The sequence below is a fragment of the Thermobifida sp. genome (genome assembly GCF_017577275.1).
GTDB classification, from domain to species: Bacteria; Actinomycetota; Actinomycetes; order Streptosporangiales; family Streptosporangiaceae; genus Thermobifida; species Thermobifida fusca.
The window spans coordinates 78,236-90,001 of the sequence record NZ_PITY01000020.1; the positions used below are offsets into that span (position 1 = coordinate 78,236).

Consider the following 11,766-nt stretch of genomic DNA (forward strand, 5'->3'; position numbering starts at 1 on the left):
CTGCATCGGCGGGCCCGCCGCAGCCATTGTTGACAGGACCACCAGGTGCCGAACCGAACACTCTCCTTCGCCTACACCGCGTGCGCTGCTCTTGCCGCGCTCATCGCTTTTCTCCTCGCGGTCACAGCCGAACGGACTTTTATCACCCTCGAAAGCTTCGAACTGGTATGGATCACCGAGAATGAGGGGATCCATGACATTGACGAAGTCGCGCGTACGGTGCAGCAGGTTGCCGACGACTACGATGCCGCGATCGGCTACACCGTCCCCGACGTGCACGAGCCCGGGACACGGGCCCACATGTACCTGGCGGTCTCTGACCCAGATTCCCGCTACGCCCGCTGGTTAGCCGACGGGTACCCTGCCTTCAGCCGCAATTACACCCTGGAAACCCATCCCATCACCGAATTCCGGGATGTCGGCCCCAACGGCTCTTACCACATCTTCGGCGCCCCGGAAGCCCGTCCTGCTCTCCTCGAGGCGCTCGCCGACCACGGCCTGCACGAATCCTCCGGGATGCAGGTTTCTCAGATCTGGCACTACTTCCTGGGTGGCCACCTCTTCAATCTCCTCGCTGTTTCCCTGCTCGCCACCGTCACCGCGGTCGGTGCCGGGGTCCTGCTGTCCGCGCGTGACTACGCCGTCATGCGCCTGCAAGGGCACTCCTATACCCGCATCCTCCTCAGCGACCTCGGCAAAGTCGTCCGGCTTTGGGCTATTGCCCTCCCCTCGGTGGCTGGCGTCACCCTGGCGTTCCTCGGCTTCTACAACGGGTGGAACCAGCTCGGCCACTACACGCTCTTCGCACTGACATTCCTGGCGGTCCTCGCGCTTTCCTGCCTCATCGCCCACGCCGCGGTCCTCGGCCTCGTCCACACCACCGAGATCCTGCCCGCACTCAAAGGCCGGCTGCCGGTGCGCAGCACCACTGTCGCTATCTACCTGGTGCGTATCCCCGTCCTAGCGATGGCCTTCGTGATCCTTAGCGCGGTGGTGCTCCACGCCCAGGAGGCCCGGGACCAGCAGGTAGGCCTGCAGTTGTACGAACAGCAGGGCGATACCTCACTGATCTCGTTGAGCTCCGACTACGGCTGGGCAACAGAGGAAGACGAACAGGCCGTCGACAGCCTCCTCGGTCCATGGCTGCAGCAGATGGATGCCGAAGGCTCCATGGTGCTGACAATCCACATCCCTCTCTCCCAACTCCTCTTCGACCCGTCCACCGGCACTGATCAGCCCGCTGAGGACGCTTCCGTCCTGCTCGTCAACGACACCTATCTCGCTGAGCAGGAACTCCTCTCCCCCAGCGGGGAACGCTACGGTCCGAATGAAACCATTCGCGTGATCGTTCCGGAATCCTCCGGCATCTCCACCGACCGGCTCGTCGCGGGATTGGAGCGGTGGCTCGCACCCCATCAGACGCCCGAGGCGGAGGGGACGGTCGAAGTGCTTCCTGCTGCCAATGGCCAGACCCTGTTCACCTACGGCGTCCAGAACTCTGCGGCCCCCTCCTACCTCCCCTTGGTGTATGAGCCGATCGTCGTTGTGCTCCCCAACGGGAAAGTCCTGTCGGAAAGGGCCTATGTCACCTACATGACCAGAGGGTCGACGATCTTCCCTGACCCGGACGTCGTCACCGCGTTCCGCGAGACCAATCCAGAAGCTGCGCGGTATATCTCCATGGTCGAAACCCTTACCGCGAATGCCGCACAGGACCACGCAACTACCTTGATCGCTCTCCGCAGTCAGCTCTTCAACCTTGCCGGTGTGAGCGCTGTGCTCCTACTGACCGCGGTGGCCGCCTGCGTGGTCTATGCGCGAGCCCGGGCCCAAACCATCTTCGCCCGCCACATCAGCGGCTGGACCTTCCTCGCCACCCACCGGCGCCTCCTCGCCGCCGAACTCGCCATCGCCGCAGGGTTCGTCGGCTGGATCACCTGGGACACCCTTGACACCTTGCAGATGCAATTGGCTGCCCAAAACGATCCTCTTCTCGGAACCCTGGGAAGAACAGAGGTCAGCGGCATCGAACCGTTCTACGCTCTCGGGATCGCCGCCGCCTCCCTGGCCATCACCGTCGCAGCGCTGGCCCTTTTCCACCGCCGAATCGTCCGCGAAGGCGCCTCACAGGCCTAACCACCCAGAAAGCCCATGATCACCGTCAAAAACCTCACCAAGTCCTTCGGCACACGCACCCTCTGGCGCAACCTCAACCTCACCGTCCCCGCAGGACGGATGCTCGCCCTCGTCGGCGCCAGCGGGTCAGGAAAAACCACGCTGCTCAACTGCATCGGCCTCCTCGAACGGCCGAGCAGAGGCCACATCCTGTTCGACAACACCGACCTGACCCGGCTCGGCCCCGGCGGACGACGCCGATTCCGCCGCGACAAACTCGGCTACCTCTTCCAGGACTACGCGCTCATCGACAACGCCACCGTCAAAGCCAACCTTGATGTTGCTCGCAGACGCGGCACCCGCCCCGACTACGCGCGCATCCTCGAACGCGTCGGCCTCGCAGGACGCGAAAACGAGAAAGTGCACTACCTATCCGGTGGAGAACAGCAGCGCGTCGCTCTCGCCCGACTCATGGTCAAACAGCCCACCCTGGTGCTAGCCGACGAACCCACCGGGGCCCTAGACAGCGCCAACAGCGCAATGGTGGTGAACGTGCTCCGTGAGATGAGCGAACAAGGCTGCGCGGTCGTCATCGCCACCCACAACGACGGTGTGCGCGACGCCTGCGACCTCGTCTTCGACGTCCACGAACAGCGGGAACTGTGACCGAAGCAGACGGGGACGGTCCGGCGTCACCGGGCCCGTCCCCGCAACACAACGAATCCGCGTCAAGAATCGCAGCAGCCGCCCACCACGCTCGGCTGCGGCTCCGGCGCCCCCACCTTCGGCATGCCCAGCAGCACCCCGGTAGGCCGCCGCTCTGGGGCGTTGCGCGCCTCCCACGCGTCGCCGGCGCGGGTGCGCCGCAGGTTCCGAATCCCCGAATCCGCCACCAGGTGGTGGGGCGCCGCGTACGTCACCTCCACCGTGACCATGTCGCCGGGGCGTACCGTCACACCCTCGTCCACCGCGAAATGCACGAGGCGGTTGTCACGGGCCCGGCCCGACATGCGACGGTGCACATCGTCCTTGCGGCCCTCGCCCTCGGCGACCAGAACCTCCACTTCGCGGCCCACGAACTTGGCGTTCTCCTCCTCGGAGATACGCTCCTGCAGCTCCAAGAGCCGCTGGTAGCGCTCTTTCACCACTTCTCGGGGCACCTGGTTGTCCATCGACGCCGCCGGAGTGCCCGGGCGCTTGGAGTACTGGAAGGTGAAGGCGTGCGCGAACCGCACCTCCTCCATCACCCGCAAGGTCTCGGCGAAGTCCTCCTCGGTCTCCCCGGGGAACCCGACGATCACGTCGGTGGTGATCGCCGCGTCCGGGATCGCTTCCCGCACCTTCTCCACGATCCGCAGGAACCGCTCGGCCCGGTAGGAGCGGCGCATCGCCCGCAGAATCCGGTCAGAACCCGACTGCAGCGGCATGTGCAACTGCGGCATCACATTGGGGGTCTCCGCCATCGCTGCAATCACGTCGTCGGTGAAATCACGCGGGTGGGGGGAGGTGAACCGCACCCGCTCCAATCCTTCGATCTCACCGCAGGCCCGCAGCAGTTTGGAGAACGCCTGCCGGTCGCCGAACTCCGAACCGTAGGCGTTGACGTTCTGCCCCAGCAGGGTGACCTCGATCGCCCCTTCGGCCACGACCGCGCGGATCTCCGCCAAAATGTCGCCGGGGCGGCGGTCCTTCTCCTTGCCGCGCAGCGCCGGAACGATACAGAACGTGCACGTGTTGTTGCAGCCCACCGAGATCGCCACCCACGCCGCGTACACCGACTCGCGCCGGGTGGGCAGCGTGGAGGGGAACCGCTCCAACGACTCGACGATCTCCACTTGGGCTTCCCGCTGCACGCGGGCGCGTTCCAGCAATGCGGGCAGCGAGCCGATGTTGTGCGTCCCGAAGACCACGTCGACCCAGGGGGCGCGGCGAATGATCTCCCCGCGGTCCTTCTGCGCCAGGCACCCGCCCACCGCGATCTGCATGTCCGGGTTGGCATCCTTGACCGGCCGCAACTGGCCTAGGTTGCCGTAGAGGCGGTTATCCGCGTTCTCACGCACCGCACAGGTGTTGAAAACAACGACATCCGGCGTGGTGCCTTCGGCTGCCCGCTGGTACCCCGCGGCCTCCAGCAGTCCGGAGAGCCGTTCGGAGTCGTGGACGTTCATCTGGCAGCCGTAGGTCCGCACTTGGTAGGTACGACTCTGGCTCACCCATCCAGGCTAAACGTTTCTCTTACCCTTCTGAACCGCGGTTCTCCCCTCAACGGCCAGAATCGGCCATCTTCGGTGGTCGACCCCCCGCTCAACGAGACAGAGCGACTAGTTTTTCCGGTTCAAACTTAACAATTCTACAAATCTAGGAATAACAAGTCTGCCACTTTGCCTGATTCACGGCACTGCCCCTGGTGACAAACGCCCCGGCACAAGCTAGTTTCCGATCCCATGACCGCCACTCCACTCGTCGTCCTGGAGAACGTCAACAAGCACTTCGGGGAGCTTCACGTCCTCCGCGACATCAACCTCTCCGTCAACGCCGGCGAGGTGGTCGTCATCATCGGCCCCTCGGGATCGGGAAAATCCACCCTGTGCCGCACGATCAACCGGCTGGAGACCATCGACAGCGGCCGCATCCTGGTCAACGGCCAGCCCTTGCCCGCGGAAGGGCGTGCCCTGGCCCGGCTGCGGAGCGACGTCGGCATGGTGTTCCAGTCGTTCAACCTGTTCTCCCACATGACCGTGCTGGAGAACATCACGCTCGGGCCCACCAAAGTCCTCAAAATCCCGCGGGCCCAAGCCACCCTGCGCGGCCTGGAACTCCTGGAACGCGTCCGCATCGCCGACCAGGCCCACAAGTACCCGGCCCAGCTTTCCGGCGGTCAGCAGCAGCGGGTTGCCATCGCCCGTGCCCTGGCGATGAACCCCAAAGTCCTCCTCTTCGACGAGCCCACCTCTGCCCTCGACCCCGAGATGGTGCAGGAAGTCCTCGACGTCATGACCGACCTGGCGCGCGAGGGAATGACCATGATCGTGGTCACCCACGAGATGGGCTTCGCGCGGCGCGCCGCCGACAGGGTCGTGTTCATGGCTGACGGCCAGATCGTCGAGGAGAACACCCCGAACGAGTTCTTCACCAACCCCCGCACCGACCGCGCCCGCGACTTCCTCTCCAAGATCCTCACCCACTAACCCACCATCCCAGATTCTCCGCACCACGAGAGAGGACAAGGTTGACTACTATGCGCATCCGCCGTACCAGCGCCGCCCTGGCCGGGGCGTCCGCACTCGCCCTGACTCTCGCCTCCTGCGGTACCGCCGAAGTCGGCGGCGGAGGCAACGGAGGGGACAGCGGCAACGGTGACACCATCACCATCGGGGTCAAATACGACCAGCCCGGCCTCGGTCTCCTCGAAGGCAACAAGCCGGTCGGCTTCGACGTGGACGTCGCCACCTACATCGCCGGCGAACTCGGCTACTCGCCTGACCAGATCGAGTGGACGGAAGCCGCCTCCGCCAACCGGGAGACGTTCCTCCAGCAGGGCACCGTCGACATGATCGTCGCCACCTACTCCATCACCGACGAACGCAAGAACGTCGTCGACTTCGCCGGCCCCTACTACATCGCCCAGCAGGACATCATCGTCTCCGCCGACAACACGGACATCCAAGGTCCGGAAGACCTCGAAGGCAAGGTGCTCTGCTCTGCTTCCGGGTCGCGTTCCGCCAACAACATCGTCGACAGCGAAGAAAACGGCGGCCTGGGCATCGGCGCGGAGCTCCGGGAAGCCGGCAACTACTCCGAATGCATGGAGCTGCTCGCCAACGGCACGGTGGACGCTGTCACCACCGACAACACCATCCTCGCCGGGTTCGCCGCACAGAACCCCGACGCCTACCGGATGGTGAACAACCCCTTCGGGGAAGAGAAGTACGGCGTCGGCCTGCCGAAGGGCTCCACGGAGATGTGCGAGAAGGTCAACGAGGCCATCACCAAGATGTGGGAGGAGGGCAAGGCCCTCGAATTCCTCGAAGCGGCCTTCGGTGAGACCGGATTTGAGTACGCCACGGAGCAGCCGCCGCTCGAAGGCTGCGCGTAGCCCCGCTACCCGTCCAAGGCCGGCGGGGCGCCCCGCCCCGTCGGCCACTCCTATCGACTGGGACTGATGGAAGCCTTCTTCACCAACATCGACAAGGTCATCGACGGTTTCTCCTGGACCGTCCGGCTCGCCTTGTTCAGCGCCCTGTTCTCCTTCATCCTGGGCGTCATCCTCACCGCGATGCGGGTCTCCCCCATCGGCCTGCTACGCGGCGTGTCCACCGTCTACGTGGAGACGGTCCGCAACTCCCCCCTCACCCTGGTACTGCTCTTCTGCGGCCTGGGCCTCAACAGCGCCCTCGGGTTGAGCCTTGCGGACAGCGTGGCCTGGGACGTGTTCTGGTGGGCGGTGATCGGCCTGTCCGCCTACACGGCGTGCTTCGTCTCCGAAACCCTGCGCTCCGGGATCAACACCATCCCCGTCGGCCAGGCCGAAGCGGCCCGCTCCCTAGGACTCACCTTCACCCAGATCCTGCGCCTCATCATCATCCCGCAGGCACTGCGCACCGTCATCGGCCCGCTCGGCAGCGTCCTCATCGCCCTGATCAAGAACACCACGGTCGCGTCGGTCGCCGGGCTCGGCGTCCAAGAAGCATCCCGGCAGATGAAGCTCATGTTCGACCAGGGGATCGCTCCCGTCCTGCCGACCTTCGTCGGCTTCGCGATCGGTTTCCTCGTCCTGACCCTGCCGGTGGGGTACTTCTTTAGCTGGCTGAGCAAGCGAATGGCGGTGGTCCGGTGAGCGCACAGCAGGTTCTCTTCGACATTCCCGGGCCCAAAGCCCGGATCCGCCACGCCGTCTACACTGTGCTCACCCTCGTGGGCTTCTTCGTCGTCCTGGCCATCATCTACCTGGGGTTCAACCGGTCGCTCGGCGAGGGCGCGCCGCCCCTGTTCAGCGCTGAGGCGTGGGCGGTCAACCCCAACGGCCAGTGGGCGGCAGTCCGCTGGCAGCCGTTCATCGACCCGGCCACGTGGACCGACTACGTCATCCCGGGTCTGCTCAACACGCTGACCGCAGCGCTGTGGGCTGCCGTGCTCGCCCTCGTGTTCGGCCTGGTGTTCGGGATCGCCCGGCTCTCCGACCACGCGTGGATCCGCATCCCGGCGGGAGCAGTCGTCGAGTTCTTCCGCGGCATCCCGCTGCTCATGCTGATCTTCTTCGCGATGGCGCTGCCGCTGGCCGTCAACCAGGTGCGCCCGCTCCTCGGCCTGCCCCCGCTGCAGCCCGGCACTTTCCAAGTCTCCGCGCTCGCCGCCGTTGTCATCGGGCTCACCCTCTACAACGGCTCGGTGCTGGCTGAAGTGTTCCGTGCCGGGATCAACGCCGTGCCCAAAGGCCAGTCCGAAGCCGCCTACTCGCTGGGTATGAACAAGGTCCAGGTCATGTGGTGGATCCTCATCCCCCAGGCGGTCCGGTCCATGATGCCCGCGATCGTCGCCCAGCTCGTGATCCTGCTCAAGGACACCGCGCTCGGCTACATCATCGCCTTCCCCGAGCTGCTCCGCAGCTTCTCCCTGATCGGCACCCGCTACGGCAACGTCATTCCCGCGGCCCTCATCTGCGCGGTCATCTACATCGCCATCAACATCTCCCTGAGCCGTCTGGCGATCTGGCTGGAGAAGCGCAACGCCCGCAGCAGCAAGGGCTGCACCAAAGGCACGGCCCTTCCCACCACGGCCGCCTCCGGCACGTTCGGGGCACCCGGATCAACCACGTAACCCACCTGGCATGACTCCCCTGGGGGAGCCTCACCTTCCGGCACAGGCGGTGAGGCTCCCCCATTCCGTCTCACCAGCGGCTAATGTCTCTCTTGATCCTCACCACCCCACTCAATGCCAGGGAAAGCGCATTATGAACGAACGCGTGATCCTGCCCTACGGGAGCTGGTCCTCACCCATCACCGCGGCCGACATCGCCAAAGGTGCTCTCCGTCTCGGTTTCCCCTCTGTCGTCGCCGATGAGATGTGGTGGGAGGAATCCCGACCCGAGGAAGGCGGCCGCACCACCGTCATGCACCGCGCTGCTGACGGCACCGTTACCGAACTCCTGCCCGCCCCGTGGAATGCGCGGACCCGGGTCCACGAGTATGGAGGCCGCTCCTACCTGCCTGTGCCCCGCCGCGACGACAAGGCGATCACCCGCTGGGGCATCGTCTTCGCCAACTTCTCCGACCAGCGCCTCTACCTGTTGGAGAAAGGCTCCCGCGAGCCCCGCCCGCTCACCCCGGAACCGGAGAGCCCGGGTGCGCTCCGCTACGCCGACTTCGTGCTCTCCCCCGACCGCAAGCACCTCATCTGTGTGCGGGAAAGCCACGACGGCACCACCGTCACCCGCGCCATCGTCTCCGTGCCCCTGTCGGGGCGGGCCGCCACCAACCCGTCGGCGGTCCGCGTCCTGGTGACCGGGGCCGACTTCTTCGCCTCCCCGGTGCCGTCACCGGACGGGACCAAACTCGCCTGGATCTCCTGGAGCCACCCACGCATGCCGTGGCAGGGCACCCAGTTGCGGGTCGCCGACATTCCGGAGACCGGGCCGATCACTACTTCGCATCCGCTGCGCGGCGGGTTGAAAGAGTCCGTGCTGCACCCGCAGTGGCGGGACAACGAGACCCTCTACTTCGTGTCCGACTGGTCCGGCTGGTGGAACCTGTACGAGACGCGGCTCTACGGGCAGGCGATGGCGCTCTTCCCGGACGAAGCCGAGTTCACGCCGCCGCCATGGCAGTTGGGGATCACCCCCTACTGCGTGCTCGACGACGGGCAGCTCATCACGCTCTACGGCCACGCGGACCTGGGGGTCGGCCGCTACGATCCCCACACCGCCGACCTCACCCCGCTCGCTTCGTCGTTCACAAGCTGGCACACCCTGGCCAGTGACGGGAAAACCGTGGTCGGTATCGCCGCCTCCCCCACCGAGCCGACCAGTCTCGTGCGGCTCAACCCGGAGAACGGGGCGACGACCGTGCTCCGCCGCTCGCTCACCGAAACCCCCACCATCGGGTACCTGCCCAAACCCCGTACCACGTCCCTGTCCGGCCGCTACGGCACCACCGTGCACGCCAACGTCTACCCGCCCACCAACCCCGAAATGGAAGGGGAAGGGCCCGCCCCCTACGTCGTCTGGGTGCACGGCGGCCCCACCGGAGCTGCCACCACCGGGCTCGACCTGCACAAGGCCTACTTCACCAGCCGCGGGATCGGCATCATCGACGTCAACTACGGCGGATCCACCGGGTACGGCCGCGCCTACCGGGAACGCCTCGACGGCCAGTGGGGGGTCGTCGACGTGGAAGACGTGGTCGCCGCAGCCCAGAGCCTCGTCGACCAGGGCCTCGCCGACCCCGACCGGCTGGCGATCCGCGGGGGAAGCGCAGGAGGGTTCACCACTCTGCTCGCACTCACCCAAGACGTGTTCGCCTGCGGCGTCTCCTACTACGGCGTCACCGACCTGCTTCGGCTCGTGCAGGAAACCCACGACTTCGAATCCCGCTACCTCGACACCCTCATCGGTGTCCTCTCCGGTTACAGCGCCACCTACCAGGAGCGCTCCCCGATCAACCGGGTCGCGGAGATCAACGTTCCCGTGCTGCTCCTGCAAGGCGCGGACGACCCTGTCGTCCCACCGGAGCAGGCCCGGGAATTCGCCGCTGTCCTCAAGGAACGCGGTGTCCCCCACGTCCTCGTGGAGTTCGAGAACGAAAGCCACGGTTTCCGCAAGCCCGACACTGTCGCCACCGCGTTGGAGAAGGAGCTTGCCTTCTACTGCAAAGTGTTCTTCGGGTTCACACCGCCGGGGGTGCCCCCGATCGACCTCGACCTGTCCGCCCCCACCGAATAGCCTCTCGGGCCCCGGCCGGTCGACGGCCGGGGCCGCCCTCGTTCAGCGGGCGGTTTCCACCGCGCGGGACTCCCGAATCACCGTCACCCGGACCTGTCCCGGATAGGTGAGCTCCTCCTCCACCCGTTTCGCGATGTCCCGGGCGATCACCTGGGCCTGCACGTCGTCCACCGCCTCCGGTTGAACCATCACCCGGATCTCCCGCCCCGCCTGCATCACGAACACCTTCTCCACCCCGTCACTGACGGCGTAGGCGATCTCCTCCATCCGCTGCAGCCGTTTCACATACGACTCCATGGAGGCGCGCCGCGCCCCCGGCCGTCCCCCGCTGATTGCGTCCGCGGCCTGGGTCAGCACCGCTTCGACCGTGCGCACTTCCACCTCGTTGTGGTGGGCTTCGATCGCGTGCGCCACTTCCTCGCACTCCCCGTAGCGGCGGGCGAGCTGCGCGCCGATCACCGCGTGGCTGCCCTCCACTTCGTGGGTGAGCGCCTTGCCGATGTCGTGGAGGAGCGCGCACCGTTTCGCGAGAGGCACGTCCGCGCCCAGTTCAGCGGCCATCATCCCCGCCAAGTGGGCGCTTTCCACAAGGTGGGCGAGCACGTTCTGCCCATACGAGGTGCGGTACCGCAACTGTCCGAGCAGCGCCACCAACTCCGGGTGCATGTCGGAGATCCCCACTTCAAGGAGGGCGTCTTCTCCGGCGCGCACGCACTGCTGCTCCACTTCGCGCCGGCTGGCTTCGTAGGCTTCTTCGATCCGGTGGGGGTTGATCCGGCTGTCGGCCACGAGTTTCTCCAAGGTGAGCCGCGCTGTTTCCCGCCGCAGCGGGTGAAAGCACGACAGCAGCACCACCCCCGGGGTGTCGTCGACGATGAGATCGACCCCCGTCACTGTTTCGAACGCCCGGATATTCCGCCCTTCCCTGCCGATGATTCGCCCCTTCATCGCCTCCTCGGGCAGGGGCACGGCGCGGACCACCGATTCACTGGTCTGCTCGCCCGCCAGCCGCTGGATCGCCAGGGAGATGATTCTGCGGGCCCGGGCCTCCCCGTTCGTGCGGGCGTCCCGCTCGATCGCGCGGACGAGGACAGCGGCTTCCCGTTTCGCCTGGTCCACGATGTCTGCAACGAGCGCGGCTTTCGCCTCCTCCGCGGTGAGCGCCGCAGCCTGCTCTAAAACAGCCCGCCGTTCTTCTGCTAGGCGGGCCAGTTCGGCTGCGCGCTGGTCGAGCTGGGCGGTCCGCTCGTCAAGCTGGCGGCGCGCCGCATCCAACCGGCGCAGCTCCCTCTCGATGCGCTGCTCCTGGGCGGCGATCCGCTGCTCCCGCCGGTCGAGTTCTGCCCGGTATGCGGCGGCTTCCGCGAGCAGGCGGTCCTGGTGGCTGCGGGCGGCGTTCTCCGCGTCGGCCCGGATGCGGTCGGCCCACTGCTGCGCCTGCGCGGCGACGGCTCGGCTGCGCGAGCGGAGCGCAAGCACATGACCCGCGGTCAGCAGCGTCAACGCTCCGAGAAGTGCGATGACCACAAGGTCGGCCACTCCGTCCATGGAGCTCCCCCCACCGCACTCCGCCCTGGTCCGACCACTGTGCGTGGCTGGCTGGACGGTTCTGCCGCGCGCTCGTGCGCGTCCTCTGTCGGGATAGGGGTTACCCCGCGGACTCTCGGGTTAATGCTTGCTCAAACGAGATTAAAGAGAACAGTGACCCTGGGGAC

Annotated in this window: 9 protein-coding genes; 7 read left to right on the forward strand and 2 right to left on the reverse strand. The window is 66.2% G+C overall.

Annotated features, from left to right (window positions below; translation table 11 throughout):
• Positions 1 to 45: 45 nt before the first annotated feature.
• Both CW348_RS05515 and CW348_RS05520 read left to right on the forward strand, forming a co-directional pair.
• Complete coding sequence (locus tag CW348_RS05515) at positions 46 to 2,136, forward strand: bacteriocin-associated integral membrane family protein (RefSeq protein WP_011291260.1); 2,091 nt, start codon at positions 46 to 48, stop codon at positions 2,134 to 2,136.
• A gap of 15 nt (positions 2,137 to 2,151) precedes the next feature.
• Entirely contained in the window at positions 2,152 to 2,781 is a 630-nt protein-coding gene (locus CW348_RS05520; protein WP_287463033.1) for an ATP-binding cassette domain-containing protein, read from the forward strand.
• A gap of 62 nt (positions 2,782 to 2,843) precedes the next feature.
• Here the strand turns inward: CW348_RS05520 and miaB are convergent, their stop codons facing one another.
• A complete protein-coding gene (gene miaB, locus CW348_RS05525; RefSeq protein WP_016188355.1) occupies positions 2,844 to 4,304 on the reverse strand; it encodes a tRNA (N6-isopentenyl adenosine(37)-C2)-methylthiotransferase MiaB in 1,461 nt (486 codons plus the stop codon).
• A gap of 255 nt (positions 4,305 to 4,559) precedes the next feature.
• On the opposite strand from miaB, the gene CW348_RS05530 reads away from it, so the two are divergent.
• The 5 genes from CW348_RS05530 to CW348_RS05550 all read left to right on the forward strand — a co-directional run bounded on the left by CW348_RS05530 (position 4,560) and on the right by CW348_RS05550 (position 10,051).
• On the forward strand, positions 4,560 to 5,303 hold the full coding sequence (locus CW348_RS05530) for an amino acid ABC transporter ATP-binding protein (RefSeq protein WP_011291257.1): 744 nt from the start codon (positions 4,560 to 4,562) through the stop codon (positions 5,301 to 5,303).
• A gap of 50 nt (positions 5,304 to 5,353) precedes the next feature.
• A complete protein-coding gene (locus CW348_RS05535; RefSeq protein WP_011291256.1) occupies positions 5,354 to 6,211 on the forward strand; it encodes a glutamate ABC transporter substrate-binding protein in 858 nt (285 codons plus the stop codon).
• 66 nt (positions 6,212 to 6,277) lie between these two features.
• Positions 6,278 to 6,952, forward strand: coding sequence for an amino acid ABC transporter permease (locus CW348_RS05540; RefSeq protein WP_011291255.1), 675 nt, complete (start codon positions 6,278 to 6,280; stop codon positions 6,950 to 6,952).
• A complete protein-coding gene (locus CW348_RS05545; protein ID WP_287463037.1) occupies positions 6,949 to 7,932 on the forward strand; it encodes an amino acid ABC transporter permease in 984 nt (327 codons plus the stop codon). The genes CW348_RS05540 and CW348_RS05545 overlap by 4 nt, the downstream gene beginning before the upstream one ends.
• Before the next feature lie 133 nt (positions 7,933 to 8,065).
• Positions 8,066 to 10,051, forward strand: coding sequence for a prolyl oligopeptidase family serine peptidase (locus tag CW348_RS05550; protein WP_016188354.1), 1,986 nt, complete (start codon positions 8,066 to 8,068; stop codon positions 10,049 to 10,051).
• A 42-nt stretch (positions 10,052 to 10,093) separates the two neighbouring features.
• On the opposite strand, the gene rny is transcribed toward CW348_RS05550, so the two are convergent.
• The gene (rny, locus tag CW348_RS05555; protein WP_104612559.1) at positions 10,094 to 11,599 is read right to left on the reverse strand and encodes a ribonuclease Y; all 1,506 of its coding nucleotides are present in this window, start codon (positions 11,597 to 11,599) and stop codon (positions 10,094 to 10,096) included.
• Between the last annotated feature and the right edge of the window lie 167 nt (positions 11,600 to 11,766).

What these genes read in the sequence shown, in the direction of transcription:
- CW348_RS05535 (WP_011291256.1), top strand. Translation starts at nt 5,354, where the DNA reads ATGCGCATCCGCCGTACCAGCGCCGCCCTGGCCGGGGCGTCCGCACTC.
- CW348_RS05520 (WP_287463033.1), top strand. Translation starts at nt 2,152, where the DNA reads ATGATCACCGTCAAAAACCTCACCAAGTCCTTCGGCACACGCACCCTC.
- CW348_RS05530 (WP_011291257.1), top strand. Translation starts at nt 4,560, where the DNA reads ATGACCGCCACTCCACTCGTCGTCCTGGAGAACGTCAACAAGCACTTC.
- CW348_RS05540 (WP_011291255.1), top strand. Translation starts at nt 6,278, where the DNA reads ATGGAAGCCTTCTTCACCAACATCGACAAGGTCATCGACGGTTTCTCC.
- CW348_RS05550 (WP_016188354.1), top strand. Translation starts at nt 8,066, where the DNA reads ATGAACGAACGCGTGATCCTGCCCTACGGGAGCTGGTCCTCACCCATC.
- rny (WP_104612559.1), bottom strand. Translation starts at nt 11,599, where the DNA reads ATGGACGGAGTGGCCGACCTTGTGGTCATCGCACTTCTCGGAGCGTTG.